Source organism: Phenylobacterium sp. (assembly GCF_046290725.1).
In the GTDB taxonomy this organism is placed as follows: Bacteria; Pseudomonadota; Alphaproteobacteria; order Caulobacterales; family Caulobacteraceae; genus Phenylobacterium.
In genome coordinates, this window is the sequence record NZ_JBKBUH010000001.1 from 404,413 (window position 1) to 430,315 (window position 25,903).

Sequence of the window (25,903 nt, forward strand, 5' to 3'; positions counted from 1 at the left end):
CCTTACTGGGCGGCGAGCGGTTGGCCGGCGCGCGCCTCGATGGCGGCGCGCTCGGCGCGGATGGCGTCGAGTTCCTGCTGCGCCTTGGCGATCCGCGCCTGGTCGCCGGAATTGCGGGCCTGCAGCAGCGCCTGGGTCGCCTCCATCTCGCGCACCGGCAGGAGGTGGGTGTCGTCGGCCGGCATGAACCCGCCGATGGAGAGCGCCTCGACAAGCTTGCGCTGGCGCTGGGCCTCGGGGCCGTCGCCCTTGCCGTAGGTGAGGAAGAACTGCCGCAGCTTCTCCTTCACGGCGGGATCGAGATCCTTGCGCCAGATGATCGGGTCTTCCGGCAGCTTGGGGCTCTCCCAGATCACCCGGACCTGGTCGGCGACCGGCGAACCGCGCTCGCGCTGCAGGCGGATGGCCGTAGAGTTGTTCGTCGCCACGTCCAGCACCCCGCGGGCGGTGGCGAAGAGATTGGCCTGGTGGTTGGCGGCCCGGACCTGCTTGAAGCAGCGGTCGGGCTCGATGCCGCGCGGGGCGAACAGATAGGTCATGGGCGCCAGCGTGCCGGAGGTCGACTTGGCGTCGCCGATGCCGAAGGTCAGCGTCCGGTCGCAGCGCAGAACATCTTCCAGCGTGGTGGTGGAATTTGCCGGCACGATCAGCAGGGAACGGTAACCGTCCTCCTCCGACGGATCGAAGGTGCGGGCGAAGACTTCGCCGTTGGATCGGCGCACCGCCTCCAGGCCCGACTGGTTGGAGAACCAGCCCGCATCGGTCTGCTTGAAGCGCAGGGCTTCGATCAGGGCGGTGTAGTTGGTGCCGTAGAAGGGTTTCACCGGAATGCCGATGGATTTCTCCATATCGGCCAGGATCGGCTTCCAGAAGGTTTCGAGGCTGGAGGCGTTCTCCGTGGCCAGGATGGAGAAGTTCAACACCTGGGGCGGGCCGCCCGGCGCGGTCTGTTCCGGAGATCCGCAGCCGGCGAGGCCGAGGGCGGCGCCGGCGCCGGCCAGGAGCATTCGACGGTCGATCACTTGGGCGCTCCTTCCCAGAATACGTCTTCGAATTCGGGACCATAGATGTCGATGAGCTGTTTGCGGTCGAGATTCGCCGCGGCCCCATCATAGACGACCTTCCCCGCCTTGAGGGCCACGACGCGGTCGCAATAGCGCAGGGCGTAGTCCACCTGGTGCAGGGTGACGACGACGGTCAGGCCGTCGACATTGTTCAGTTCACGGAGGATTTCCATCACCCGCCGGGCCGACACAGGGTCTAGCGAGGCCACGGGTTCGTCGGCCAGGATGATCTTGGCCTTCTGGACCAGGGCGCGGGCGATGGCGCCACGCTGCTGCTGACCGCCGGAAAGGGTGTTGGCCCGCTGGCCGGCGTATTCGGCGACGCCTACGCGGGCCAGGGCCGCCATGGCCGCGGACTTGGTCTCCTGCGGCCAAAGCCCGAAGACGCCGCGCACGAAGGGGATCCGCCCCAGCGACCCCAGCGCGACGTTGGAGAACAGGGTCAGCCGGCCGACTAGGTTGAACTGCTGGAAGATGAAGCCGATGCGGATGCGCGCCTCGCGCACCTTGGCGCTGATCTTGCCGTCGGACTGGATCGCCTGGCCGAAGGCCTCGATCCGCCCCGCCCCCGAGTCGATGGTCTGCAGACCCGAGATCGACCGCAGCAGAGTCGACTTGCCCGAGCCGGACGGGCCGATCAGGGCGATCATCTCGCCCTTGCGGACTTGCAGGGAGACCGAATCCAGGGCCCGCCGCGAACCGAAGCTCTTGGAGGCGTTCCGCACGGACAGAACGGCGGCGTCAGTCATGGATAGTGTGGATTCCCCAGGGTCGGCGCGCGCAAGCGTTCGGACTGGCTGTCTTCGCCGAGACTTGCGACGGCTTCATGACACGGCCACGGTCTCGCGGTCCAGCGCCTGTTAACGCGCAGCCTGCGGCAAGTCGTCGAAACGGCTCGAAGATTCCGCGGCGCGGGAGGGCGCGATTCACGCTGTCTGGACGCCCTTAGCGGCTTCTTCATCAAACCCAGGCCCGGCCAGGGTTTCGCGACGTTTCGGGCGGATCGAAATTAGGGTCTTTACATCGGGGACCATCGACCCTATTTCGCACGGCTCCGGCGGACCCGATGTCCTCAAAAGCGCTGCTAACGCCGGTCTGGGTTCAACAATCCGTTGGGGGTTGCGTGAGGTGCAAAGGTACCATACGCCCCTGGACCTGGTCCGCATGCGGGCGCCGGAACGTCCTGTCGCAATTGCGCGACCGGACGCGGTGGCCGTAGCGGCGCGCTGGTTCCAGGACAATTTCAAAGGCGACGTCTTCTACGCCGTTAAGGCGAACCCTTCGCCGTGGGTGATCGAAACCCTGGCGGCGAACGGGGTGACGTCCTTCGATGTAGCCTCGATCCCTGAGATCGAGCTGGTCGCGCAGCACGCGCCGGGCTCCCGCATGGCCTTCATGCACCCGGTCAAGAGCCGCGCGGCGATCGCCGCCGCCTATTTCGACCACGGCGTCCGCACCTTCGCGCTCGACACCCACGAGGAGCTCGCCAAGATCCTCGCGGCCACCGGCGATGCGAAGGACCTGAACCTGATCGTGCGTCTGGGCGTCTCGGCGGACGGGGCGGCCTATTCGCTGTCGGGCAAGTTCGGCGTCGATCCGCACCAGGCGCCGGCCCTGCTGCTGGCCGCCCGCCGCGCGACCCAGGACCTGATGGGCGTCTCCTTCCACGTGGGCAGCCAGTGCATGCGGCCGACCGCCTTCCAGGCGGCGATGACCCAGGCCTCGCGCGCCCTGGTCCGCGCCGGCGTCTTCGCCGACGTGGTGGACGTGGGCGGGGGCTTCCCGTCGGTCTATCCGGGCATGGTGCCGCCGGCGCTCGCCGACTACGCGGACTCCATCGAGCGCGGCTTCGCCGAGATGATGGTCCACGAGACGACCGAGCTGTGGTGCGAGCCCGGCCGGGCGCTGGTGGCGGAAGGTTCCTCCATCCTCACCAAGGTCGAGCTGCGCAAGGGCGATGCGCTTTACCTGAACGACGGGTCCTATGGCTCGCTGTTCGACGCGGCGCACACCAAGTGGCCCTTTCCGGTCAAGCTCCTCCGCAAGGATGAGGATGGCGCCATCGAGGTTGAAGGCCCGCTGAAGCCCTTTCGGTTCTACGGCCCGACCTGCGATTCCATCGACCACATGCCGGGGCCGTTCTGGCTGCCGGAGGACGTCCGCGAGGGCGACTATGTGGAGATCGGCATGATGGGCGCCTATGGCGTGGCGATGAACACGCGCTTCAACGGCTTCGGCGACGCCGAAACGGTCGCCGTTGAAGACGCGCCCATGGCCTCCATGTTCGGCCTCGCCCGGCGTTCCATCCCCCTGCCCCGGCAGGAAAGCCAGAACGTCGTGAAGCTGTCGCGAGCCCGCGGAAAGAAGCGTCGGCGGAAATAAGCCGGCGGCGGAAAAGTTATAGGCGCGGTCGGTCGCTCCGTCCCGGCCGCGCCTTTTCCTTTGGACGGGCGCTCAAACTCTTAAGGGATCAAGGGAATGAACGCTGACGTTCAGAAGTCGAACCGCAAGGCCGAACTGCTGGCCAACACCGTCGAGCACGTGGCGATCGACCAGTACGACGCCCGTCCGGTGATCGACGCCATGCGCCAGATGAGCTTCACCAGCCGCGACACTGCGCGCGCGGCCGACATCTGGTCGATGTCGCTGGAAGACAAGGACTGCTCCACCTGGCTGACGCTCGCCGGCTCCACCAGCGCCGGCGGCTGCATGCACATCTACCGCGACATGGTGAAGTACGGGATGATCGACGTGATCGTCGCCACCGGCGCCTCCATCGTCGACATGGATTTCTTCGAAGCCCTGGGCTTCAAGCACTACCAGGCGCAGTCCAATGTCGACGACCGCGACCTGCGCGACCTCTATATCGACCGGATCTACGACACCTATATCGACGAGGAAGAGCTGCAGGCCTGCGATGCGACGATCTACGAGATCGCCAACGCCCTGGAGCCCCGCGCCTATTCCAGCCGCGAGTTCATCCACGAGATGGGCAAGTGGCTGGCGGCGGGCAACGCCAAGAAGCCCGACAGCCTGATCGAGGTCGCCTATCGCGAGGGCGTGCCGATCTTCTGCCCCGCCTTCGTGGACTCCTCGGCCGGCTTCGGCCTGGTCAAGCATCAGGTCGAGCGGATGAAGGCCGGCAAGCCGTACCTGACGATCGACGCGATCGCCGATTTCCGCGAGCTGACCGACATCAAGATCGCGGCGGGGACCACGGGCCTGTTCATGGTCGGCGGCGGCGTGCCGAAGAACTTCGCCCAGGACACCGTGGTCTGCGCGGAGATTCTTGGCGAAGAGGCCGACATGCACAAATACGCCGTCCAGATCACGGTGGCGGACGTGCGCGACGGCGCCTGCTCGTCCTCGACGCTGAAGGAGGCCTGCTCCTGGGGCAAGGTGGACGTCACCTGGGAGCAGATGGTGTTCGCCGAAGCCACCACGGTGGTGCCGCTGATCGCCTCCGACGCCTGGCACCGCGGCTCGTGGAAGACCCGCGAGAAGCGCCGCTGGGCCAAGCTGTTCGACAAGGCGGTCTGACCGCGCTGAAACCGAATTATCGAGCGGCCGGGGTTCGCCCCGGCCGCTTTCTTTTTGCGCGATCCCCGGTGCATGATCCCTGCAAAATTCCAAGGGAGGGGACGATGCGACGCATACTGATCGGGACGGCGGCCGGGCTGACTCTGGCGGGGGCGGCCTTGGCTCAGACCGCGCCTGTCCTGCCCACCGGCTACCTCGGCGCCGAGCGCTGGCCCGACGCCGCGCGCATCCTGCCACCGGCGCCGCAAATCGGATCCGTCCGCGAGGCGCAGGACCAGGCGGTGTTCCGCGCCACCCGCAGCCTGCAGGGACAACCGCGCTGGAGCCTGGCCGAGGCCGATGTGCCCACCCTGCCGCCGGCCATGCTGAAGACCTTCGCCTGCGCCGTGGGCGCCGACCTGACCCCGGACAATGCGCCGCGCCTGACCAACCTGCTCTCCCGCGTCGGCCTGGACGTGGGACGGCAGGTCGCGTCCGTGAAGGACGTTTTCCAGCGCAAGCGCCCCTACCTGATCGAGGACGGCCCGATCTGCGTGGCCAAGAGCGAGGATCTCGCCGCCAGCCCCGACTATCCGTCCGGCCACGCCAGCTGGGGATGGGCCATCGGCCTGATCCTCACCGAGCTCGCTCCGGACCGCGCCACGGAGATCCTGACCCGCGCACGAGCCTATGGCGAAAGCCGTGTGGTCTGCGGCGTGCACTCCCCGAGCGCCGTCGAGGCCGGCCGCACCAACGGGGCGGCGATGGTCGCGGCTCTGCGCGCCGATCCGCAGTTCCGCCTCGACCTGGACGCCGCCCGGGCGGAGGTGGAGGCCGCGCGCCGCACCGCAGGCGCGCCGGCCCCGCACTGCGCGGCAGAGGCCGAACTCCTCGCCACGCCGGCCTGGTGACTCAGATCCCGGCGTACCACTCGTAGCCACGGTCCTCCCAGAACCCGCCCTTGCCGCGGCCCAGATGGGCGAAATCGGCCACGGCCTCGATGCGCATCACGTACTTGGCGTGCTTGTAGCCGAGCTGCCGCTCCACCCGCAGGCGGACCGGAGCCCCGTGGGCGACCGGCAGGGCTTGGCCGTTCATCTCGTAGGCGAGGATGGTCTGGGGGTGATAGGCGTCGACCAGATCGATGCTCTCATAATAGACGCCGTGCCCGTCACGCGCGCCGGGATCGAGCGTGTCGGCGCAATGGAAGACGACGTAGCGCGCCTCGGGGCGCAGGCCCGCGCGGTCGAGCAGCGGTCCCAGCCGGGCGCCGGTCCACTGGCCGATGGACGACCAGCCCTCCACGCAGTCGTGGCGAGTGATCTGGGTCCGCGCCGGCGCCGCCCTCAGCTCGGCCAGGCCCAGGGCCAGGGGCTGCTCGACCAGGCCGTCGACGACGAGGCGCCAATCGGCAAAGGCGGTCTCCAGATGCGCCAGATAGGCGGGATCGTTCGGCGCGGTCGAACCGTTGGCGCGGAAGTCGGGCGAGATGGCGCTGGCCGGGAACTCCTTAGCCAGGGCCGTGCGGTTCAGGATCAGGCGCTGGGCGCGGCGGGTCAGCCCCTCGGCCAGGGCCAGGCCCTGCTGCACGCTCGGATCGAGGGTGACGCGGTTGCAGGCGCCCAGCGCGAGCCCGGCCGCGCCAAGCGCCGCCCCTCTCAGCCAGTCGCGGCGGCGGAGGCTCATGATGCGCCACCTTCGGCGCGGATCGCGAACCGGCCGGTGATCATCGAACGCAGGCCGCTCCAGGGTCCGGAGAGCACGACCATCGATACGTGGATGAGCGTGAAGAGGACAAGCGCGCCTGCGGTGAGGAAATGGATCGTGCGCGCCGATTGCCGCCCGCCGAACAGGTCGGCGAGCCAGGGAAACGCGGCGTTCATCCCTGGCGACATGGACAGGCCGGTCAGCAGCATCAGGGGCAGGAGGATGAAGATCACCAGGAGGTAGGCCAGCTTCTGCAGGCTGTTGTAGCGCCGGGCCGCCTCGCCCTTGGGGAAACGCAGGCGTGCGTGGTCGAGGGCTTCCCGCCAGAGATGCCGGGGCCCCAGCTCACCCCGCCTCGGCAGCAGGTCGCGGCGGATATGGCCGCCCACGAGCCCGGCGGAAAGGTATGCGAGCCCGTTCAGCACCAGCACCCAGGCGAAGAAGAAGTGCCAGCGCCGGCCGTCCGCGAGGCTGCGATAGCTGGGCAGGGTCGCCCAGGCCGGAAAGGCGCGGGGCTCCCGCATGCCAGGCTTGCCCGACCAGCCCAGCACGCCGGTGGTGTCGTAGAGCCGGTCGCCGACCTTCAGCACGCCTACCGGCTCCCCGCCTCGCTCGCCGAGCGCTATGGCGATCCAAGGGGTGGCGAAGGTGGAGGTCTCGCCCCAGTAGAGCGAGGGATGGGCATTGAAGATCTGCAGCCCGCTCATCAAAAGCACGGCCAGGGTCACGGCGTTCACCCAGTGGGTGACCCGCACCAGCAGGCTGTGGCGGCGGATCAGAAGGGGCGCGGCTGTCGGCATCTCGTCTCCCGAAGGGCCAAGTCTGCCACGAGCCCGAGCGGCGAACCACCGGCGGCGCGCGGAACACCGCCCGGCGCGCACCGTTCTGAAGGCGAACCCCGAAGTGAGGAGCCCTCCCATGGCCGAACCGCGCCAGGACGCCGAGACCGGCAAGGACCGCCTGCAGTCCCAAGGCCGCGACGAGAACGCCGCCCAGCCGCTGGATGCGGCCGCGGACAACGCCGGAGCCGAGCGTTATCCTCCGACTCGCGCCGACGACGGGCTCGACCGCAGCTTCGAACCCAAGGTCCGCAACGAGACCGCGCCGGCCGCTTCGCCCAACGAGGGCCGGCTCGGCCCGGCCGCCGATCCCAGCGAAGGCAAGCGCGACGAAGGTTGACGCCGCGGCGGGCGTTCCCCTGCGCTCCCCGCTCGCCTAAGGTCCCCGCCGCGTTTTAGAGGGGACGGCGTTTGCAAGAGGGGATCGAGGTCTGGCGCGGCGGCGTCAACACCTGGGAATGCGATGAGATGGGTCACCTGAACGTACGGTTCTGGGTGGCCAAGGCGCTGCAAGGCCTCGTTGGCTTGGCGCGCGAGATGGGCATGCCGCACGCCTTCGCCCCCGACGCCGAGGCGACCCTGGTCCTGCGCGACCTACACATGCGCTTCCTGCGCGAAGCGCGGCCCGGCGCGGCCCTGGACATGACCGGCGGCGTGGTCTCCCTCGACGAATGCGAGGCGCGCCTGCTGCTCGTGATCCGGCATGTGTCGGGCGAGCCGGCCGCCACCTTCCAGTGCGTGGTCGCCCACGCCACGCCTCGCGACCTGCGGGCCTTCCCGTGGCCGCAGCGGGTGCGGTCCCGGGCAGAGGGGCTGCGCGTCGAAGTTCCGCCCCACGCCGCAGCCCGCTCCATCGATCTCTCGCCGGTGGCGGTCGCCGCCAGCCTGAACCGCGCCGAGGAGCTTGGCCTGATGCGCATCGGACTTTCGGCGATCGGCCCCGGCGATCTCGACGCCTTCGGCCGGATGCGGCCGGAGATCTTCATCGGCCAGGTGTCGGACGGCGTCGCCCGCCTGTTCGATCGCCCTCCGCCCGCCCTGAAGCCGGGCGGGTCCGAGCCCCGGATCGGCGGGGCGGTGCTGGAATATCGCGCAGTGTTCGCCGACTGGCCGCGGGCAGGCGACGCCGTGGAGGTGCGCTCCGGCTTCGCCGAATGCGCTCCCAAGACCCGGCGGGTCTTCCACTGGATGGTCGATCCGGTGTCCGGAAAGCCGTGGGTGAGCTCCGAGGCCGTGGTGATCTCCTTCGACCTCGATGCGCGCAAGGTGGTCGAGCTGACGCCCGAAGCCATGGCGGCTTTCCAGGCGCGAGTGGCGCCGGGCTTGAGCTACTGAGCCGCGGCTTTCAGGAGGGCCGCGCGCACCAGGTCCGGCCGCTCCATCGGCAGGAAGTGCGTCGTCCCCGGGATGGTCTCCATGCGCACGCGACCCTCGGCGACGAGCGCCTCCAGGGCCGGGGCGTCACGTGTGGTGGAGCCCGCCTCGGCCCGCAGGATGCGGATCGGCGCCCGGGCGGCGGCGAATGCGGCCCAGGGATCATGGCCATGGGAGCGGAAGTTCGAGGCTTCCCATTCCGGCGCGCAGGCCAGCTCCAGCTGGCCGTCGGCGCGCGGCCGCAAGCCATCGGCGAGGTAGTCCGCCAGCATCTCGTCCGGCCAGGTGCGAAAGGCCCCGCGACCGCGATAGGCGGAAAACGCGCCCGCCCGGTCGGGGAAGATCGCCCGCCGCCGCAGCGCCCCCTGGACGAGCGGCGATTCAGCGAAGGCGGCGGGATCGAAATCCGCCTGCAGGGGCGGCATCACCACCGGATCGAAAAGCACCAGCGCCTTGATGCGCTCCGGCGCGCAGGCCTGTGCGAGCAGGCTGACCGCCCCGCCCATGGAATGGCCGGAGAGCACCACGTTCTTCAGGTCGAGCGCCGCCAGAAGCGCCAGCAGGTCGTCGCGGAAATCGTACCAGGAGGTGCGGCCTTCGATCGCAGCCGGCAGGTCGGTCCGACCGTGGCCGCGCTGGTCCACCGCCAGGACATGCAGTCGTTCGCCCAGCGGTTCGAGAACGGCGGCGTAGGTGCGGGCGTTGAAGCCGTTGGCGTGCAGGAACACGACGTCGATCGGCCGGGCCGGGTCGCCGAATTCGATCCCCGCCATGGCTCCGCCCCGGCTTGGCAGCGGAATCCGCCGCTCGCGAAGCGGGCGCGTCGCATACGCATCCATGAAGCATCCCCTTTTTCGGCGGCGTTCCCGCAGCTCTTGACTCAGTGAACCACCGCTCCCCCCGGGGCCGGCAAGCCTGCGGCCGGGCTTAAAGGTTGCAAATGTGATCACGGTCCCGTGAATTAAACCCTTGCCCTCCCCGCGAACCGCGGCATATTCCAGAGCAGCGCTTACGGAATTCCCCGCCAGGGGCCGCCTGGGGCGCTTCAACCTCCGTTCTAGGGGACCAGGGACATGACCACCGACATCCTTCGCAAGCTGCTCGTCGCCGGCGCCGCCGTCGCCGCCCTCTCCGTCGCCGCCTGCGGCCAACCGGCCGAGAAGGCCGACGAAGCCGCCGCCGAAGCCTCCGCTGAAGCCGCGACCGCCGAAGCCGCGGCCGACACCGCCGCCGACGCCGCGGCCACCGCCGCCGACGCCGCCGCCGACGCCGCCGCTGCTGCTCCGGCCGACGCCGCCGCTGCTCCGGCTGCCGACGCTGCCGCTCCGGCCGAAGCTCCGGCCACGAAGTAAGCCTTTCGGGCGCATCCGCGTCCTATGGCGAGGGCCGCCCCTTGGGGCGGCCCTTTTCGTTTGCGTTATAAGCTCGCGGCATGAAGCCGAACTCTCCCCTGGCCTGGACGCCGGACGGACAGCCGCGCTCGCGGCTCTATGACGACGTCTACTTCTCCGCCGAGGACGGCTTGGCCGAATCGCGCGCGGTCTTCCTGGATGGTTGTGGCCTGCCCGGCGCCTGGGCCGGGCGGCGGCGGTTCGTGGTGGGCGAGCTCGGTTTCGGCACGGGGCTGAACATCCTGGCGCTGCTGGATCTCTGGCGGCGAACACGCCCTTCGGACGCGCGGCTGCACGTCTTCTCCATCGAGGCCCACCCGATCGAAGCGGATGACGCCGTCCAGGCGCTGTCCCGGTGGCCGGAACTCGCCGACCTTGCCGGGCTGCTGACCGAGCGTTGGCCGGGCCGCGCCCGCGGCTTCCATCGGGTCGAGTTTCCGGAACTCGGCGCGAGCCTCGATCTGGCGGTCATGGATGTCGAACCGGCGCTGCAGGCCTGGCAGGGCTGCGCCGACGCCTGGTTCCTCGACGGTTTCTCCCCCGCCTTGAACCCCGCCATGTGGCGGCCGGAGATCATGGCCCTGGTCGCCGCCCGTTCGGCGCCCGGTGCGCGGGCGGCCACCTTCACCGTCGCCGGCGAGGTTCGCCGCGGCCTGCAGGCTGCGGGTTTCGAGATCGCCAAGCGGCCCGGCTTCGGCCGCAAGCGCGAACGGCTGGAGGCCTGGCTTCCGGCCGCCGCCCAGCCGGAGCCGCCTGCGCGTCGCGTTGCGGTGATCGGCGCTGGAATCGCGGGCGCTTCGGCGGCGCGAGCGCTGCGCGCCCTGGGCTGCGAGCCGCTGGTCTTCGACGCCGAGGGGCCTGGCGCTGGCGCGTCGGGCAATCCGGCCGCCCTGGTCACTCCGCGGCTGGACGCGGGGCTCGGGTCCCTTGCGGCCCTGTTCGCCCAGGGGCTGGCGCGCGCGGCGCGCCTGTACGACAGCGTGCCGGGCGCAGTGGTCGCGCGCGGCGTCCTGCAGCTCTCGCAGGGGCCGCGGGACCCGGAACGGTTCGGGAAGATCGCCGGCGGCGACCTGTTCGAGCCAGGCGCCTTGACCCTGCTGTCGCCGGAGGCCGCCGGTGAGCGGCTGGGCGAGCCCGTCCCGGCAGCGCTCGACATGGCCCAGGCCCAGGTGGTGGAGCCGGCCCGCATCCTCGCCGCCTGGACCGGGCCGGTTCGCCGGGAGGCGGTGAACCGCCTGGACTTCACCGACCGCGGGTGGCGGCTGGTCGGGGATGAAGAGCGCCTGCTTGCCGAGGTCGACGCCGTGGTGATCGCCGCCGGCCATCGCGCGGCCAGCCTCTGGCCCGAGCCCGCCCTGGAGCCGGTGCGTGGCCAGGCGAGCTGGGCGTCCAGCCCGCCGGCTCCTCCGGCCGCCGCCTGGGGCGGCTATGTGCTGCCGCTGCGCGAGGGCGTGTTGTTCGGGGCCACCCATGATCGCGGCGATGCGGAGACCGAACTCCGGCCGACCGACGACCAGCGCAACCTGAACGCCCTCGCCGAGGCCCTGCCGCACCTGGCGCGGCGGTTGGAAGGAGCGGAGCTTCGGTCCCGCGCCTCAGTGCGGGCGACGACGCCCGACCGGCTGCCGGCCGCCGGGACTGCGCCCGGCGCGCCGCCTGGGCTCTTCGTCCTGACCGGCTTCGGCTCTCGTGGCTTCGCCATGGCGCCTCTGTTGGCCGAGCATGTGGCGGCTCTGGCTCTGGGCGCGCCCTCCCCCTTGCCCGCGCCGCTGGCCGGCCTCGTGGATCCCGAACGGTTCCGCCGGCGTGCGGCGCGGCGCGGCCACGATTCCGTCCTACCGCGCCGCTAGATTGCCGCCATTCGCATGGAGCGCATTCACATGAGCCGTTACCTGCTTCCCCTCGCCCTGGCCGCGGGGGCCGTCCTGTCGACCGCGGGGGCCGCCGCCGCCCAAGCCGCCGATCCCCAGCCCGCCGCAAAGGCCGACCGCCAGTGCTTCTGGACCCGTAACGTCTCCGGCTACACGCCGGTGGACGATCAGACGGTGAACGTCCGGGTCGGCGTCCGCGACGTCTATCGGATGGAGCTGATGGGCATCTGCCCCGACGTGGACTGGAGCCATCAGATCGGGCTGGTTTCCCGCGGCGGGTCCCACATATGCACCGGCCTGGACGCCACCATCGTGGTGAACGGCCCGCTTGGGCCGCAACGCTGCCCGGTGAAGTCGATCCGCAAGCTTACGCCGGAAGAAGCGGCCGCCCTGTCGCCGAAGCAGAAGCCTTAAGCCTTAAGCCTTCAAAGAAAACGCCGCCCTCCGATCGGAGGGCGGCGCAAATGCAGTGCTCTGTTCGGCGCGGCTTAGAAGCGCTTCTTGACGCCGAGGGAGTAGACGCGGCCCAGCGGGTTTCCGCTGCCGGGGTCATAGTTGTACTGGGTGCCGATCGCGAACGGCGGATCTTCGTCGAAGACGTTCATGACCGTCGCCGTGACCACCGTCTCCCAGGGCAGCTCGACGCGATAGGTCAGGTCATGCTGCCAGTATTCGGCGATCTTGGTGCTGCCCTGAACCTGGGCGGCGATGGCGATCGGCGTCGCCTCGGACTGGGTGGTCGAGGAGACGTGCCGCACCTGCCAGCGCAGGTTATGGATGTCCCGCGACCAGTTCACATAGGCGTTGGCCCGCAGCCGGTTGTAGCCGGTGAACAGCGAGGCCCGGTAAGTGCCCGCACGCTCCTGCACGCCCGAGGCCACCGGGGTGCCCTCGATGCTGTAGGGCGTCTCGTCGAACTTCAGCAGGTAGGTGCCGTCGAAGCCCGCCGAGAAGTCGCCGCCTAGCACTTCGCCGACGTTCAGGTTGGCCTGGAAGTCGATCCCGCTCGTCTTGATGTTGCCGCCGTTGATATACTGCGTGCGGTACGAGAGGATGTTGGGCCGGTTGTTGATCCCCGGCTGACACGGCGTGCTAAGCGTGATGCGGGCGAGCGCGGCGGGATTGGCGGCGCACTGGTTGGGCGAGTTCAGCGGCAGGGCCACATTGAGCAAGTCCGCCGTCGCCTCGGAGGTCAGGGCGTCGTCGAAGTCGAAGCTCCAGTAGTCCACCGTCGCCTTGAAGACGCCGCTGAAGTTGACCGCCGCGCCGACGTTGTAGGTAAAGGCGGTTTCCGGCTCCAGGTTCGGGTTGCCGTAGAGGTCGTTGGCCCGATAGGTGCCGCTGGCGTTGGTCAGCCCGCGGGTGAAGTTGGTGGTGGTGATCGTCGCCGCCGGCGCCCGATAGGTGGTGCCGACCGAGCCGCGCAGGGCCAGCCAGTCGAGAACCTGCCAGCGGACGGAGGCCTTCGGATTGAAGGTTTCCCCCTGGCTTTCGTAGTACTCGTAGCGGCCCGCCAGCGTCAGTTCGAGGTTGTCGGTGATCGGCAGCAGGAACTCGGCGAAGGTCGAGCTGATCTTCCGGTTCACGTCGTAGGGCCGCAGGTTGGCGTTGAACAGGAACGGCCCGTTCGCCGTGGTCGGGCAGAAGGGCTGTCCGTCGCCGTAGGGCGGGGAGTCCACGCAGGGCGTGGCGTTGGCGTCGTAGAAGACGTCCGGATCCTGGATCACACGGTCATAGCGGTACTGGGCGCCCGCGGCCCACTTCACCGCGCCGCCGCCGAGCTCCCAGGGAAGCTCGCCGTTCAGCACGAGGTCGGCGACGAAGAGCTCAGAAGAGATCTCGTTGCGCTGCTTCTCGTCCATCCAGGCCACCACGTCGGCCCGCGCCGCCGCAGCCTCGTTGAAGCCTGGAATGGCGCTCGAGGCGACGTGGAACGGATTGGGCCCAACATTGGCCAGGCTGTCGGCGAAGGCGTTGGTGAACGGGTTGAAGTAGTAGCAGCCGAGGGCTGCGTTGCCCGCGCCGGTGGTGAAGTTGTTGGTCTCCGCCGCCGTGCACTGGTTGGCGTCGCCGTCTCGGCTGCCGTAGCCGCGCAGGGCCAGCTGCAGCCGGTTCACCGACGTGTCTTCGAGATTATAGTTGTAGTCCTGCTTCTGGTAGGTCAGCGACAGGTCGAAGCCGATCCCGTTCTCGAACCGCCCCTTGAAGCCCCCCGCTACGCGCGCGGTGTCGACCTTGTAGGTGTAGTGCGAATGGCGGTCTTCGGTATACGGATTGCCGGCGAAGCCGATCGGGCGCCAGGCCGTCTGGCTGGTCGCCACGCCGTGAGCTAGCGCGTTGGCCGCCTGGCTCTGAGCCAGCGCCAGGGCCGTCGCGCAGTTGGTGGGATTGGTCCCGTAAGGCAGGGGCCCGCTGGTGCAGGACGCCGATCCGATCTGCTGGACCAGGGCGATCAGGCCCGGGTTGGTGTTGGGGACGTAGAACCGCGACTGCTCGCTCGTTCCGGTCGCCGGGATCGGCGAAACCCCGCCGCCCGGGGAGCCGCCCGAGGCCATCTGAGGCGCCGGGAACTGGTTCGGGCCGGTCATCGCCCAGCTCTGCAGCGGCGTTTCGTGCATCGCATAGAGCACCTCGACGTGAGCGGTGATGTTGTCCGTCACGTCGAAGTTGAACTTCCCGTAGGCTTGGTAGTGGTGCTCGTCCTCCACCAGGTTGTCGAAGGTCGTGTACTGGAAGTTGCACGAGGTGGGGCTGACGATGGAGCTGCCGATGATGTAGGGCGCGCCGCCATTGACCGCGCAGCCGATGTCGGGCAGAGCGCCGGTGAAGCTGCCCGCCGCCGCGGCCGCCGCGCTGGTCGCGGTATTGTACTGCCCCGGGTTCCCGGTGCCGGCCCAGCCGCCGAGCGGGTTCTGCAGATAGCCTTCGACGCCGCGACGCAGGGCCCAGTCGCGTTCGAAGATCGACATCTCGGACCGGCGGCGATAGCCGAGGGTGACCAGCGCATCGGCGCTGTCCCACTTCTTGCCCCAGGCGACCGAGGCTTCGTAGTCGCCGTTGGAGCCGTCGATCAGCTGGTACTGGCCCGCCAGTTCCAGCCCGTCGAGGTCGGTGCGGGTGATGAAGTTGACGACGCCGGCGATGGCGTCGGAGCCGTAGGTGGCGGCCGCGCCGTCCTTCAGCACTTCGACCCGCCCGATAGCCGCTGTGGGCAGCAGGTTGATGTCCACCGAGTTCAGGCCCTGGGGCGAGACGGGAACGCGGCGGCCGTTGAACAGCACCAGGGTCCGCGCGCCAGTGACCGCGGAGTTGAGGCTGCGCAGGTTGATCGTGGCCGCGCCGGAGCCCGAGCCGAACCGGTTGTTCTCGCCGATCACGGCGCCGGAGGACGGGATAGTCTTGATGAACTGGACCATGGAGGGCGAGCCGCGCTGCTCTAGTTCGCGCGAGCCGATCACGTCGACCGGGAGGGCTGCGTCCTCCGGGGTGCCGGCGATGAACGAGCCGGTGACGATCACTTCCTCCACCATGGCCGGTTCGCTCTGCGCCGCGGCCTGGCCGGCCATACCGAGCGACAGGGCGACGGCCAGTAGGGAGCCGCCGCAGAAGTATCTGCTTTTCAACATCGTGTTTCCTTTCCCCCTCGAGCGTGCGTCCCGATTGAAATGCGACGCTTATTGGAGCCCGAGTTCGTGGATCATCGGGCCGGTTCGGCCATGGCGCCAGCAAGATGTTGAGGAAGTTTCATCATTGAAATGAATACGCCGAGCGAAACAAATTCGACAGAACATCGATCTTTGATTTTGGGCGACATACCCCCATCGAACTTTCTGAACCAACCGCTCCAAAGATCACACATCTCTTTGTTTCTACAAGAATAAATTGAACGCATAAACAACCAAACGCCGTACGGATCATTCCGGTCCGTCAAATTTTCGACCCACTTCCGCTGCGGAAGGCGCTCTGCGGCAAGCGCGGGTGTGGCGCCCATGCCGCGCCGTAGAAAAAACTCTCAAGAGCCCCCGTTCATCACCCAAGAGGACGCCTTTTTCGGGTTCGCGGTATGGTCGGCGAGGCGAGTCCGCGGATGGGGCCCAAACAAGAAAAAGGGCCGCCGGCGCATCGCCGACGGCCCCGATCGCGAATAAAGGGAGGATCGCGGTGAAAACCCCCCGCGATCCTCAGTTGCGACGTCCGGGGAGGAAGAATGACCCGGCTGACGTCGATCCGAGGAAACGCCGCGCACACGACCTGGAATGGCGGAGCGCTAGCGAAAGTTGCGCAAGACTATGCTTCGACCCGCGGATCCGCGCAAGTCTCCCGGCAGCGGCCGTGCAGATTTCACACCACGTCAGAACCAGGCGCGCAGGCCGGCCACGAAGCGGGTTTCCTCCACATGCTCTCCGGCCGCGCGAGCGAGGTCGGCCGTGCCCCCGAGCTTGCGTTCCCAGTGCACGCCCACATAGGGCGCGAACTCCGGCCGAACGGCGAAGCGCAGGCGAAGCCCCGCCTCGACGTCCGTCGGCCCCGAGCCCAAGCCGAGCTCATGCACCTCGCCCGCAGAGAGGTTCAGCTCCGCCCTGGGCTCCAGGATCAGGCGCTGGGTGAGCCTGAGGTCGTAGGAGCCTTCGAGTCGCGCAGAGACGTCACCCTTCTCCGAGAGGAAGAGCGCCGCCGAGACCTCGAACCAGTAGGGCGCCAGCCCCTCCACGCCCACCGTAGCGTAGGTCCGCGCCGGCCCGGGCTCGAAATCGTGGCGCAGGCCGGCCTGCAGATTGAAATAGGGATCGATGGCGCGGGAATAGAGGGCCTGGACCTCGGCCTCGCGAACCTCGTCCTCAACCTCGCCTTCGGTCTTCAGGACGAAACGGTTGATGTCGCCGCCGAACGAGGCCGAGCCTTCCCAGGCGAAGGCGTCCTGGCCGTCGGCGACACGGACCTCGGCGGTCTCCAGCATGACCTTGGTCCAACGCAGATCGCCATGCTCCTTGCGCAGCTGGGCGCGGGCGGCGGCCATCGCTTCGGCGGAATAGTAGCGCTCGGCCGCCCAGTCGGTCGGCGGGGCCGGCGGAGGCTCGGAACCGACCGGTTCGGCGTGGGCGCCATGGCCCGCATGGGGATCCGCCCCGGGCGCCGGGGCCGCCGTACGGTGTCCCGCGTGGGGATCCGGCGCCGGCGTTGCAGGCGCCGGATGGCCGACATGCCCGGCATGGGGATCCGGCGAAGGCGCGCCATGACCGGCATGAGGATCTTCGGTCTGGGCGAAGGCGGGGGCGGCGAGCGCGGCGGCGGCCAGCGCGATGAGGGCTCTCACGCGGCGCCCCCGTCCAGCGGCCGCACGGTGACCACCTTGAACATGCCGGCATGCATGTGCAGCAGCATGTGGCAGTGGAAGGCCCAGTCGCCCGGCTCGTCGGCGGTCAGGTCGAAGGTCAGCTTGCCGCCGGGCATGACGTTCACCGTGTGCTTGCGCGGATGGCGGCCGGCATGGCCGTTGACCAGTTCCACGAAATGGCCGTGCAGATGGATCGGGTGGTTCATCATGGTGTCGTTCACCAGCGTCACCCGCACCCGTTCGTTGAAGCGGAAGGGAATCGGCTCGACCACCTCGCTGAACTTCTCCCCGTCGAACGACCACATGAACCGTTCCATGTTGCCGGTCAGGTGGATCTCCAGCGACCGTGACGGCGTGCGGGTGTCGCGATTGGGCTCCAGCGCCACAAGGTCCGCATAGGTCAGGACCCGATGCTCGACATCCTCCAGCCCCGTCCCCCGGTCGGCCACGCGGTCCACGGGCATGGGCGAGATCATCTGGACACCGGGATTGAGCGGCACGCCCGGCGCGTTCGCCGGATCGCGCATGCCCATGGAGCCGTGATCCATGGCTCCGCCGTGGGCGGCGTGGTCCATGCTCCCCATGCCCATGTCCTTCATCGACAGCAGGGGCCGCTTGCGCAGCGGCGGGACGGCGGCGGCCATGCCGGGCCGCGGCGCGAGCGTGGCGCGCGCCATGCCCGAGCGGTCCGCCGCCTCCGCCACGATGGTGAAGGCCCGGTCCTCGGCCGGCTGGACGATGACGTCATAGGTCTCGGCGTTGGCGATCTGGAACTCGTCGACCTCCACCGGCGCCACGTCGATCCCGTCGGCCTGGACGACCCGCATGGACAGGCCCGGGATGCGGACATTGAAGATGGTCATGGCCGCGGCGTTGACGAACCGCAGGCGCACCCGCTCGCCGAGCGCGAAAAGTCCCGTCCAGTTGTCCTTCGGCCCGTGGCCGTTGGCCAGGTAGCTGTAGGTCGAGGCGGTGACGTCGAGGATGTCGGTCGGGTCCATCCGCATCTGCGCCCAGGCCAGCCGATCCTTCAGCGGCTGGTCGCGACCGGAGAGCAGCCCCCCCACCGTCTGCTTCTGGCGGTTGAAGAAGCCGGCCTCCTGCTTCAACCGGGCGATCAGCTGGTGCGGGTGCATGAAGCTGTAGTCCGACAGTACGATCACGTGCTCGCGGTCGTAGGGCGCAGGCTCCGGACCCGCCGGGTCGATGATCATCGGCGCGTAGTGGCCGACCAGCTCCTGCAGCCCCGAATGGCTGTGGTACCAGTATGTGCCAGCCTGCCGGACCGGGAACTCGTAGACGAAGGTTTCGCCGGGCTTGATCCCGGGGAAGCTAAGGCCTGGCACGCCGTCCATCTGGAACGGCACGAGAAGCCCGTGCCAGTGGATGGAGGTGTCCTCATCCAGCCGGTTGGTCACCGCAAGCCGGACGTTCTGGCCTTCCTTCAGCCGGATCAGCGGCCCCGGAACCGTTCCGTTGATGGCGATGGCGTGCCCTTGCCGCCCGTCGATCGACAGGTGGGAGTGGCCGATGGTGAGCGCGATTTCATCGCCCGTCAGGGCCTCGGGCCCGGACGAGGCGCGCCCGCTCTGCGCCCAGGCCGGCATGAAGGGATGGAGCGCTGCGCCCCCGGCCAGCCCAACCAGCAAACTCCGTCGATCGATACGCACGACGCCTCCGACAATCCACGACCGGCCCGACATATAGTGTGTGCACGGTCGATCGCCGCATCACGCTTGGGCCATCGGCCGGCGCGGGTATATCCGGCGCATCGTTCGATGCAAAAGCCATCTTGGAGACGGCGCGCGACGGCGGCTAGCGAGGGAGGTCTAGGCTCAGGGGACCCGATGATGACGGATGGATCGGCGGCGACGGCTTCGCTCAAGGGCAAGGTGAGCCCGGAGGAATGGCAGGCGCGGGTCGATCTGGCGGCGCTGTACCGGCTCGTCGCCCTGCACGGCTGGGACGACCTGATCTACACCCACATCTCGGCGCGGATTCCCGGGCCTGAACACCACTTCCTGATCAACCCCTATGGTTGGCTGTTCGACGAGATCACCGCCTCGTCGCTGGTGAAGATCGACCTCGACGGCAATGTCCTGCAGGAGACTGCGGACTTCATCAATCCGGCAGGCTTCACCATCCACTCCGCGATCCACGCCGCCCGGGAGGACGCCAGGTTCGTCATGCACCTGCACAGCGACCAGGGGGTCGCCGTGGCGGCCCAGAAGGACGGCCTGCTGCCGCTTAGCCAGCACGCCCTGATCGTCCGGCCGCGCCTGGCCTATCACGACTACGAAGGCATCGCCCTGAACCTCGACGAGCGCGAGCGTCTGGTCGCCGACCTCGGCGACAAGACCCTGATGCTGCTGAGGAACCACGGCACGCTGTCGGTCGGCGCCACGGCCGCCGACTGTTGGGTGGGGATGTTCTTCCTCGAACGCGCCTGCCTTCAGCAGATGATGGCGCTGGCCGCCGGCCGCGAGAACGTGCTCATCGCGCCGCAGACCGCCCAGGACGAGGTGAGGATGCAGACCTCCGGCGGCGTCGGCGGCGGCCTGGCCTGGCCTGGCTGCCTGCGCCGGCTGGATCGAGAGCTGCCCGGCTACGACGCCTGACCGGCCCGCTGGCCCGGGCGGACGGCACGAGGCCTGGCGCGCGGGCGCGTCACATGAGCGCCGAACGCCCGCCGGCCTGAACAGCGGCAAGAGGGCGGCGGCCTGTTCAGCCGCCTCCCGCCGGAGGTTGGCGCGCGCCCTTCGCCCCCAGTCCGCCGAGGCTCAGAATCTCGCCTTCAAGCCGATGAAGAAGCGCCGTCCCAGGAGATCGAGCGTCGCCGGCTTCTTATCGGCCAGGTTCACTACGCCGGCGCACAGCTCCAGCTCGGCATTGATCGGCGCAGGTGGAACCGTTGACGCGTCGCGGAATATCCGCAAATATTTGCGCAAATTTTGGAGTATCTTGTTCATGACCGAACCGGCTTTGGGGTTCCTGGGCGCCAGGCGGAGCGCCTTCGTGGCTCATCTCGCCACGCGGTTGAGCGACCTGATCTGCGAGGACACCGCCCCCCTGGCCGCCAGCCGCGGGATCGTCACCCCGGTCCGGTCCCACTCCGCTGTCCTCTTCCTGGCGGAGCGCGGCCCTGCGACCTTGACGGAGATGGCTCAGACCGACGGCCAGTCGCATCAGTTGCTGGCCTCGCGGCTGCTCCCGCTGGAGCGGCTCGGCCTCATCGAACGAACCGAGGATCCGCAAGACGGGCGGCGCAAGCCCTATCGGTTGACCGCGGCCGGCCGGCGGGAGGCGGCGCGCATCCAGTCCCTGACCCGTGACCTCAGCCGCGCCGTCGAGCAGCTCGGTAAGGAACTGGGGGTCGACCTCGTCGGCGCCCTCGACCAAGCTCTGGCGGCCCTGCAGCACCAGCCGCTCAGCCGGCGTGTCGGCGAGGGGGCCCATGCCTAGGCGGCGACGCATCGCCGTGGCGCTGGCCGTCGCTGCGACGCTGTCGGGCGCGCCGGGGAGCGCTGTGGGCGCGGATCCGACCGCGCCACCGCCGGCCGAGGTCCACCTGTCGCCCGAGACGCTGCGGCGCGAGTTCGACGGCTGGATAGCCGCAATGGCGGCCACTCACCCGGACCTTGCCGGCCGCGTCGACTTGGCCGAGCTGCGGCGGGCGCAGGTGGAAGTCCGGGCGGCGATCCGCCAACCTATGACCGCAGACGAGGCCTGGCGGCTCTTCGCCCGCCTCAATCCCTATCTCCGCGACGGGCACAATGGCGTGCTGCCGGCGGACTATCGAGGGCGCGTGCAGGCCCACCTGGACGGCGGCGGGCGGGTGTTTCCGTTCGAGGTGCGAATCTCCGAAGCGGGAGAGCTCTACGCCCTGGATGCGGATCCAGCCGGACCTCGGCGGATCCGCACGATCGAGGGGCGGCCGGCGGGGGCGGTCGTCGAGCGCCTGCTGGCGCTGGCCATCGGCGATACGCTCCGCTTCCGCCAAGCCTGGGTCAGTCGCCGGTTCCCCTTGCTGTACTGGCAGATCTATGGAGATCCCGGCGACTACGAGATCGGCCTCGAAGCTAGGCCTGCGCGCCGCGTACCCGGCGCTCGCGCACTCCCGGTCTCGGCCCAGCCGGCGCCGCCCGCCGCGCAGCTCTACAGTCGCGAAACCTTGCCTGGAGACATCGGTTACCTGCGAATCGACTCCTTCGCCGGCGAACATCGCGACGCCCTGGCGCGCTTCGCCCGCGAGTCGTTCGCGGAATTCCGGGGCCGGGGCGTCCAGGCGCTGATCGTCGACATCCGGGAGAACGACGGGGGCGACGACCCGCCCTGGCAGGAAAGTCTGATGGATCACATCACGGCCGCCCCCTACGCCCACGTCTCGCGCTACGCTGTGCGCGTCACCGCGCGCAACGCCCGGCCGGGCGAGACGATCGGCGCGATCCGGCGTTCGAACTTCGAGGATCGCTTCCGGCCGAGCGCCGACAATCCCAACCGCATGTCCGCGCCGGTCTATATCCTCGTTGGGCCGTTCACCTATTCGGCGGCCATCCAGTTCGCCGTCGCCGCTCAGGATTTCAGCGTGGCGAAGATCGCCGGCGTCGAGACGGGCGCCCTCGCCTGCCAGACCGGCCAGACACAAGCCGTGCCGATGCTGCATACCGGCCTGAACGCCTTCGCCCCACGCGCTGCGTTCACACGGCCGTCGGGCGAAGGCTGCGAGCGGGGCGTCTTACCCGACGTCCCAATCCCCGTGGACGAAACCAACCCCCGCGCGGCGGTCGAAGCCTTGGCGCAGCATATCCGCAGCACGGCCCGCTGAACCCAGGCCCCGGCGTTCCCCGTCGAAGATGAGGCCCGGCGAATCCGGCGCCAGGATGCGCCGCCACCGATATGCGGAGGCCTGCAAGGCGCGGGCGTTCGGCCTGAGACCCGCCCACCCCTTAGTGTTTGAATTTATAAGAAAAGAATGGTGGACGCGGCTGGGATTGAACCAGCGACCCCTACGATGTCAAGGCCATCAAGGGTCATCCCAAGCGGTTTCACCGCGTTTCATTTTCTATATGAAACAACAACTTAGGTTGACGGGACCGTTACATTTTGGTCGCCTCATTGCACCGAGTTCTGCATCCGGCGCCCCCCTAGCGCCCCCATGAACCCCCCTCCGTAGGGGTCACTGGACACCCGTAAATCACTGTGTGCGGGGGTCACTGGTTCGTAGGGGTCACTGGCTTCCACGTAGGGGTCAGTGAGAAAGGGGGACGGAGGGCAAGGACTCCTGGTGGTGGAGGTGAGCCATGCCCGTGAAACAGGTTGCGACGGACCGTCAGATCGCCGCCCTGAAGCCCGGCGACGCGCGCTACGAGGTCGGCATCGAGGGCAGCCGTGGGCTGTCGCTGCGGGTCTACCCGAGCGGCGGGAAGATGTTCGAGTTCCGCTATACGGCGCGGAACGGGGCCCGGCGCCGGCACGTGCTGGGAGCCTATCCGGATCTTTCCCTCTCGGACGCTCGCGGGAAGTCGGCCTCCCTCCGGGTGGAGGTCGCGGACGGCGGCGATCCCGCCGCCGAGCGCGCGGCCGAAAAGGAGCGGGCCCGCACGGGCGAGACGATGAGCGAGCTTGTCGAGGCCTACTGGAAGGCCGCTGCGGTCGGGCTGCACGGCGGCCGCAAGCGCCCGAAGAGAGCCTCGACGCTGGCGAAGGAACGAGGATGGTGGCGCCACATCGAGCCGAAGCTGGGCGACAGGCGCTTCGCCGACATTCGGCGCGCGGACATCAAGTCCTTCATGCGCGACCTCGTCACCGACAGCGGCCTCAGTCCGGCGAGCATCGCCGACGTCGGGGCGCTCATCCATGCGGTGCTCGGCTTCGCCGTTCACGAGGACCGGCTCGAGGCCAACCCGGCTGTGGGACTGACGCGACCGCTCGCCGTGAGCTCGCGCACCCGCATGTTCCCCGACGAGGCCCTGGCTGTGATTCTGCGGGCGGCGCTCGAGGCCTCACGTCTGCGCGCGGCCGGCGAGGCGCCGAACGATCCCCTGGCGCGGCTTGGGCCCGCCATGGGCTTGGCGATCCGGCTGCTCCTGCTCACCCTGACCCGACGCATCGAAGTGGCGGGGGCGCGCTGGGACGAGTTCGACCGCAACGCGCGCCTTTGGACCATCCCTGAGGCGCGGGCGAAGGCCAGGCACATCCACGTGGTGCCGATCACGGACGACATGGAGGCGGTCCTCGACCAGATCCGGGAACTGAATCCGGAGGGGCCCTACCTTTTCCCGTCATCGGGGCCGACGGCCGAGCACATGGACCCGCACTCGATCACGCGGGCGTTCGCGCGCATCACGGCTCGGCACAAGCTCGGCGCCGGATCGCCCCACGACGTGCGCCGGACCGGCGCCACCACCCTGGTCGGCCGCTACGGCGTGAGCCGCCTCGTCGCCGGCCTCTTGCTGGGCCACACCCCACGCGAAGGCGCCGCGGTCACCGGCGTCTATGACCGGCACACCTACATCCCGGAGAAGCGGGCCGCCCTGGAGCAATGGCACAGCCACCTGCGGCGGCTTGCGCGGGAGGACCCCGAGTTCCATCGCGCGGCGGCCGAGTGACCGTCACAGTCACACGATCGGCAGGTTCGATACGCGCCAGTCGAGGACCTTCCGATCCTGTCGACCAGCAGGCGCACGACGAGAAGACCGCGCATCCGGCGCCCGGGTTCTGGACGTGGCGGCCGGCACCGGAGCATTGGCGTGATCATGTTCCCGCGGACTCGCGGAAGGGCCTCTACGAGATGGCGCGGGTCACCGGCCCGGGGGTACGGCGTCGTCGGAACCTGGCGCGACGCCGCGCGGCGACCTTCCTGCTCCTGAACCAGGTGCGCCGCAAACCGTTCCCGGGCCGCGAGGGCATGAAGATGCCTGAGGCGGTGGCCGCCCTCAGCGAGCCGCAGGACTTTTGCGCGCGAGATGTGGGCCGCCGGCGTCACAGATCGAGGCGGTGACGTTTGACTACGACCTGGACGTGGCCGCGCTCGAGGACCCTGACACCCTATTCAGCATGTCGCCGGACTGGACCGGCCTCGATGACGCCGAGAAAGCCGCCGTGGTCGCGGACGTGCGTAGCATGGCGGGCGACCGCTTCATCCTCCCGATCCCCTCCACCGCACTGATCGGCATGGCGAGGCGCTAGCGAGTTGTTGGGTTCGCGCGGCACTGCTCGGCATCTTGGTCAGCCCTGCGCCAGGAGCGAATTTAGCATGGCGCCTAAAGCGGACCCTGACTGCCGCTCCCGGTCGAGGCGGTTCAGCTCTGTCGGTCCAACGCCTCAAGCTCCAGCGCCTCGCGCAGTACAGGGCCGCGTTGATCGTCAGCAAGCTGAGGAAGGTGAAGCGGCCCAGGGCGGTGACGTCCCGCGCAGCCTCCTCGAACCAGCGCGGTCCGACAGGATCGGAGAGGTCGGTCGGCTCCCAGAGCATAAGGATCAATCGACGATCCATGGAGATCTGCTCGCCTTCGGAGATCTCCTCTGCGATCTCGAGGAAGACCGTGAGGGACGTCGCGGCGCCGGCCGCGAACCAGAGCAGCAAGGCCTGCGGTCGCCGGAGCGCGGACGCCGGTCAGCAGTCGCCGCATCAGAGGAGAGCGCCTTCACTGTCGGCGCGTTCCGCGCGCCCAGAATTCCAGCGGAGCGGGCCCGCGCCCCTACATGACGGGACAGTCTGCTGTGCGCGCTCAGGCCTTGTGCGGCTGGCAGGCGAATCCCAGCACGGTGGGGTCGCGGCGCAGGGCCGCCCTCAGCGCCTCGGCCTTCGCGCCAAAGCCTTCCACTGTGGCGCTGTACTCCAGCACCTCCGCCTCGACGTGTTGGGTGACGGATTGGGGGCGCAGTCCGTGACCCGCCAGCATCTCGCGGAAGGCCTTCTGGGTTACGGGCCTGTCCCGCCGGTAGCGGATCTTGAGATCAGCGTCCTGGCGCTGCGGCAGCACCGCCTCCGTCAAGGTCACGGCTGCCAGCACGAGGAGTGTCGCGCCCGCCCCGACGCCGAGATTCAGGTCAGCTATGCGCCAACAGCTCTTGATCTGAAGGCGGTGCCCTTGCTTGGTCACGACAAGCGACTCCGCGCCATGAGCGAGGGGGAGGGCTCATCCCGCCTGCCCACAGGGACGGGCAGCGACCTTCATCAGAGCGTCTAATGCGTTGTCGTGCCTGCGCTCGCCGGCAACGCCAGGGGAGGGCCGTCGCGACGGGTAAGCAAGGCCTTCCGCTCGCCTCGCCATCCGGCGACCGACACGCACGCGGGATATTCGATCAGCAAACCTTCGGCGTAATCACCTGCCGCGCGGTCGTTCTCAAGGTCCACCGCGCAGAAGGTCAAAGAGACGCCGTTCGGGCGTGTCGGGTAGAAGACGTACAGGGACATGGTGATGGCTCCGACGCGGAGGCGGGAGTGCGCGGGCGGCAGCCCGATCTCTCAGTCGTTGGAACCGCGAGAACACCAACAATAAGGGAGCTTAGCACGGTTCGAAGTTCGGCGCGCTAGCGCGTTCAGCTTTCGTCCCGCGGTTCCGAAGTGCAGAAAAATCGCCGACGCCGCGCCTGGCGATCACCGTGCCGCCCCTCAGGAGTTCCGCTCGCCGCCCGTTCAAGGGCAGAAGGTCGAACCGCGCGATCGCAGTCTCCGCATCCCAGCCGTTCAAGGTCGCGCCAAACGCAAACGAGCCGTTCGGCTCGTAGGCTCGCATCGACTATCTGGACATCAGCTCACCTCAGCCTGAAGGCGAGAGCATGAAGTCCGTCGGGCCAG

24 protein-coding genes are annotated in these 25,903 nt (G+C 68.8%); 13 read left to right on the forward strand and 11 right to left on the reverse strand.

Features of this window, described 5'->3' with window-relative positions:
• Window positions 1-2: 2 nt before the first annotated feature.
• Both phnD and phnC read right to left on the reverse strand, forming a co-directional pair.
• Window positions 3-1,022 carry a phosphate/phosphite/phosphonate ABC transporter substrate-binding protein gene (phnD, locus tag ACK41C_RS02180; protein ID WP_409649919.1) on the reverse strand — a complete coding sequence of 340 codons (1,020 nt, stop codon included), beginning with the start codon at window positions 1,020-1,022 and terminating at the stop codon, window positions 3-5.
• Window positions 1,019-1,813: a phosphonate ABC transporter ATP-binding protein gene (phnC, locus tag ACK41C_RS02185; protein WP_409649922.1), complete on the reverse strand. Its 795-nt coding sequence runs from the start codon at window positions 1,811-1,813 to the stop codon at window positions 1,019-1,021. The genes phnD and phnC overlap by 4 nt, the downstream gene beginning before the upstream one ends.
• 379 nt (window positions 1,814-2,192) lie before the next feature.
• Here phnC and ACK41C_RS02190 point away from each other — a divergent pair, with 379 nt between their 5' ends.
• The 3 genes from ACK41C_RS02190 to ACK41C_RS02200 all read left to right on the forward strand — a co-directional run bounded on the left by ACK41C_RS02190 (window position 2,193) and on the right by ACK41C_RS02200 (window position 5,494).
• Window positions 2,193-3,446, forward strand: coding sequence for a type III PLP-dependent enzyme (locus ACK41C_RS02190; RefSeq protein WP_409649925.1), 1,254 nt, complete (start codon window positions 2,193-2,195; stop codon window positions 3,444-3,446).
• A gap of 96 nt (window positions 3,447-3,542) precedes the next feature.
• Complete coding sequence (locus ACK41C_RS02195) at window positions 3,543-4,604, forward strand: 1,9-bis(guanidino)-5-aza-nonane synthase (protein ID WP_409649928.1); 1,062 nt, start codon at window positions 3,543-3,545, stop codon at window positions 4,602-4,604.
• Window positions 4,605-4,708: 104 nt separating this feature from the next.
• Window positions 4,709-5,494, forward strand: coding sequence for an acid phosphatase (locus ACK41C_RS02200; protein WP_409649931.1), 786 nt, complete (start codon window positions 4,709-4,711; stop codon window positions 5,492-5,494).
• Between the two features lies 1 nt (window position 5,495).
• Here the strand turns inward: ACK41C_RS02200 and ACK41C_RS02205 are convergent, their stop codons facing one another.
• Window positions 5,496-6,269 (reverse strand): molybdopterin-binding protein, encoded by a 774-nt coding sequence (locus ACK41C_RS02205; protein WP_409649934.1) that lies wholly within the window; start codon window positions 6,267-6,269, stop codon window positions 5,496-5,498.
• Entirely contained in the window at window positions 6,266-7,090 is an 825-nt protein-coding gene (locus ACK41C_RS02210) for a cytochrome b/b6 domain-containing protein (protein WP_409649937.1), read from the reverse strand. Before ACK41C_RS02210 ends, ACK41C_RS02205 begins: the two co-directional genes overlap by 4 nt.
• 118 nt (window positions 7,091-7,208) lie before the next feature.
• Here ACK41C_RS02210 and ACK41C_RS02215 point away from each other — a divergent pair, with 118 nt between their 5' ends.
• Both ACK41C_RS02215 and ACK41C_RS02220 read left to right on the forward strand, forming a co-directional pair.
• Window positions 7,209-7,469 carry a hypothetical protein gene (locus ACK41C_RS02215; protein ID WP_409649940.1) on the forward strand — a complete coding sequence of 87 codons (261 nt, stop codon included), beginning with the start codon at window positions 7,209-7,211 and terminating at the stop codon, window positions 7,467-7,469.
• Window positions 7,470-7,540: 71 nt separating this feature from the next.
• The gene (locus tag ACK41C_RS02220) at window positions 7,541-8,464 is read left to right on the forward strand and encodes a thioesterase family protein (protein WP_409649943.1); all 924 of its coding nucleotides are present in this window, start codon (window positions 7,541-7,543) and stop codon (window positions 8,462-8,464) included.
• On the opposite strand, the gene ACK41C_RS02225 is transcribed toward ACK41C_RS02220, so the two are convergent.
• Complete coding sequence (locus ACK41C_RS02225; RefSeq protein ID WP_409649946.1) at window positions 8,458-9,276, reverse strand: alpha/beta fold hydrolase; 819 nt, start codon at window positions 9,274-9,276, stop codon at window positions 8,458-8,460. The two genes, ACK41C_RS02220 and ACK41C_RS02225, sit on opposite strands and share 7 nt — an antisense overlap.
• A gap of 300 nt (window positions 9,277-9,576) precedes the next feature.
• Here ACK41C_RS02225 and ACK41C_RS02230 point away from each other — a divergent pair, with 300 nt between their 5' ends.
• From ACK41C_RS02230 to ACK41C_RS02240, 3 genes are all read left to right on the forward strand, one after another.
• The gene (locus tag ACK41C_RS02230; protein WP_409649949.1) at window positions 9,577-9,855 is read left to right on the forward strand and encodes a hypothetical protein; all 279 of its coding nucleotides are present in this window, start codon (window positions 9,577-9,579) and stop codon (window positions 9,853-9,855) included.
• An 80-nt stretch (window positions 9,856-9,935) separates the two neighbouring features.
• Window positions 9,936-11,744, forward strand: a complete 1,809-nt coding sequence (gene mnmD, locus ACK41C_RS02235; RefSeq protein ID WP_409649951.1) for a tRNA (5-methylaminomethyl-2-thiouridine)(34)-methyltransferase MnmD — start codon at window positions 9,936-9,938, stop codon at window positions 11,742-11,744.
• A 30-nt stretch (window positions 11,745-11,774) separates the two neighbouring features.
• Window positions 11,775-12,179, forward strand: coding sequence for a DUF6491 family protein (locus ACK41C_RS02240; protein ID WP_409649954.1), 405 nt, complete (start codon window positions 11,775-11,777; stop codon window positions 12,177-12,179).
• Between the two features lie 74 nt (window positions 12,180-12,253).
• Here the strand turns inward: ACK41C_RS02240 and ACK41C_RS02245 are convergent, their stop codons facing one another.
• The 3 genes from ACK41C_RS02245 to ACK41C_RS02255 form a co-directional block, all read right to left on the reverse strand.
• On the reverse strand, window positions 12,254-15,391 hold the full coding sequence (locus tag ACK41C_RS02245) for a TonB-dependent receptor domain-containing protein (protein WP_409649957.1): 3,138 nt from the start codon (window positions 15,389-15,391) through the stop codon (window positions 12,254-12,256).
• Between the two features lie 725 nt (window positions 15,392-16,116).
• Complete coding sequence (locus tag ACK41C_RS02250) at window positions 16,117-17,079, reverse strand: copper resistance protein B (RefSeq protein WP_409649960.1); 963 nt, start codon at window positions 17,077-17,079, stop codon at window positions 16,117-16,119.
• Entirely contained in the window at window positions 17,076-18,803 is a 1,728-nt protein-coding gene (locus ACK41C_RS02255; protein WP_409649962.1) for a copper resistance system multicopper oxidase, read from the reverse strand. Before ACK41C_RS02255 ends, ACK41C_RS02250 begins: the two co-directional genes overlap by 4 nt.
• A 147-nt stretch (window positions 18,804-18,950) precedes the next feature.
• On the opposite strand from ACK41C_RS02255, the gene ACK41C_RS02260 reads away from it, so the two are divergent.
• Entirely contained in the window at window positions 18,951-19,718 is a 768-nt protein-coding gene (locus ACK41C_RS02260) for a class II aldolase/adducin family protein (protein ID WP_409653874.1), read from the forward strand.
• 162 nt (window positions 19,719-19,880) lie between these two features.
• On the opposite strand, the gene ACK41C_RS02265 is transcribed toward ACK41C_RS02260, so the two are convergent.
• Window positions 19,881-20,069 (reverse strand): hypothetical protein, encoded by a 189-nt coding sequence (locus ACK41C_RS02265; protein ID WP_409649965.1) that lies wholly within the window; start codon window positions 20,067-20,069, stop codon window positions 19,881-19,883.
• Here ACK41C_RS02265 and ACK41C_RS02270 point away from each other — a divergent pair.
• The 4 genes from ACK41C_RS02270 (at window position 20,068) to ACK41C_RS02285 (ending at window position 24,288) form a co-directional block, all read left to right on the forward strand.
• Complete coding sequence (locus ACK41C_RS02270) at window positions 20,068-20,562, forward strand: MarR family winged helix-turn-helix transcriptional regulator (protein WP_409649968.1); 495 nt, start codon at window positions 20,068-20,070, stop codon at window positions 20,560-20,562. The genes ACK41C_RS02265 and ACK41C_RS02270 overlap by 2 nt on opposite strands.
• Window positions 20,555-21,925, forward strand: coding sequence for a S41 family peptidase (locus ACK41C_RS02275; protein ID WP_409649971.1), 1,371 nt, complete (start codon window positions 20,555-20,557; stop codon window positions 21,923-21,925). The genes ACK41C_RS02270 and ACK41C_RS02275 overlap by 8 nt, the downstream gene beginning before the upstream one ends.
• A 475-nt stretch (window positions 21,926-22,400) precedes the next feature.
• Window positions 22,401-23,708, forward strand: coding sequence for a tyrosine-type recombinase/integrase (locus tag ACK41C_RS02280; RefSeq protein ID WP_409649973.1), 1,308 nt, complete (start codon window positions 22,401-22,403; stop codon window positions 23,706-23,708).
• 388 nt (window positions 23,709-24,096) lie between these two features.
• Window positions 24,097-24,288 carry a hypothetical protein gene (locus ACK41C_RS02285; RefSeq protein WP_409649975.1) on the forward strand — a complete coding sequence of 64 codons (192 nt, stop codon included), beginning with the start codon at window positions 24,097-24,099 and terminating at the stop codon, window positions 24,286-24,288.
• A gap of 542 nt (window positions 24,289-24,830) precedes the next feature.
• Here ACK41C_RS02285 and ACK41C_RS02290 read toward each other — a convergent pair.
• Window positions 24,831-25,205, reverse strand: coding sequence for a hypothetical protein (locus ACK41C_RS02290; protein ID WP_409649978.1), 375 nt, complete (start codon window positions 25,203-25,205; stop codon window positions 24,831-24,833).
• 83 nt (window positions 25,206-25,288) lie between these two features.
• Entirely contained in the window at window positions 25,289-25,519 is a 231-nt protein-coding gene (locus tag ACK41C_RS02295; RefSeq protein WP_409649981.1) for a hypothetical protein, read from the reverse strand.
• Window positions 25,520-25,903 lie beyond the last annotated feature (384 nt).

Bases quoted from the DNA above. Each gene is read 5' to 3' on its own strand.
- ACK41C_RS02225 (WP_409649946.1), bottom strand. From the start codon at position 9,276: ATGGCGGGGATCGAATTCGGCGACCCGGCCCGGCCGATCGACGTCGTG.
- ACK41C_RS02210 (WP_409649937.1), bottom strand. From the start codon at position 7,090: ATGCCGACAGCCGCGCCCCTTCTGATCCGCCGCCACAGCCTGCTGGTG.
- ACK41C_RS02255 (WP_409649962.1), bottom strand. From the start codon at position 18,803: ATGTCGGGCCGGTCGTGGATTGTCGGAGGCGTCGTGCGTATCGATCGA.
- mnmD (WP_409649951.1), top strand. From the start codon at position 9,936: ATGAAGCCGAACTCTCCCCTGGCCTGGACGCCGGACGGACAGCCGCGC.
- ACK41C_RS02270 (WP_409649968.1), top strand. From the start codon at position 20,068: ATGACCGAACCGGCTTTGGGGTTCCTGGGCGCCAGGCGGAGCGCCTTC.
- ACK41C_RS02205 (WP_409649934.1), bottom strand. From the start codon at position 6,269: ATGAGCCTCCGCCGCCGCGACTGGCTGAGAGGGGCGGCGCTTGGCGCG.
- ACK41C_RS02265 (WP_409649965.1), bottom strand. From the start codon at position 20,069: ATGAACAAGATACTCCAAAATTTGCGCAAATATTTGCGGATATTCCGC.
- ACK41C_RS02245 (WP_409649957.1), bottom strand. From the start codon at position 15,391: ATGTTGAAAAGCAGATACTTCTGCGGCGGCTCCCTACTGGCCGTCGCC.
- ACK41C_RS02280 (WP_409649973.1), top strand. From the start codon at position 22,401: ATGCCCGTGAAACAGGTTGCGACGGACCGTCAGATCGCCGCCCTGAAG.
- ACK41C_RS02200 (WP_409649931.1), top strand. From the start codon at position 4,709: ATGCGACGCATACTGATCGGGACGGCGGCCGGGCTGACTCTGGCGGGG.
- ACK41C_RS02275 (WP_409649971.1), top strand. From the start codon at position 20,555: ATGCCTAGGCGGCGACGCATCGCCGTGGCGCTGGCCGTCGCTGCGACG.
- ACK41C_RS02215 (WP_409649940.1), top strand. From the start codon at position 7,209: ATGGCCGAACCGCGCCAGGACGCCGAGACCGGCAAGGACCGCCTGCAG.
- phnC (WP_409649922.1), bottom strand. From the start codon at position 1,813: ATGACTGACGCCGCCGTTCTGTCCGTGCGGAACGCCTCCAAGAGCTTC.
- ACK41C_RS02230 (WP_409649949.1), top strand. From the start codon at position 9,577: ATGACCACCGACATCCTTCGCAAGCTGCTCGTCGCCGGCGCCGCCGTC.
- ACK41C_RS02240 (WP_409649954.1), top strand. From the start codon at position 11,775: ATGAGCCGTTACCTGCTTCCCCTCGCCCTGGCCGCGGGGGCCGTCCTG.
- ACK41C_RS02195 (WP_409649928.1), top strand. From the start codon at position 3,543: ATGAACGCTGACGTTCAGAAGTCGAACCGCAAGGCCGAACTGCTGGCC.
- ACK41C_RS02295 (WP_409649981.1), bottom strand. From the start codon at position 25,519: ATGTCCCTGTACGTCTTCTACCCGACACGCCCGAACGGCGTCTCTTTG.
- ACK41C_RS02260 (WP_409653874.1), top strand. From the start codon at position 18,951: ATGACGGATGGATCGGCGGCGACGGCTTCGCTCAAGGGCAAGGTGAGC.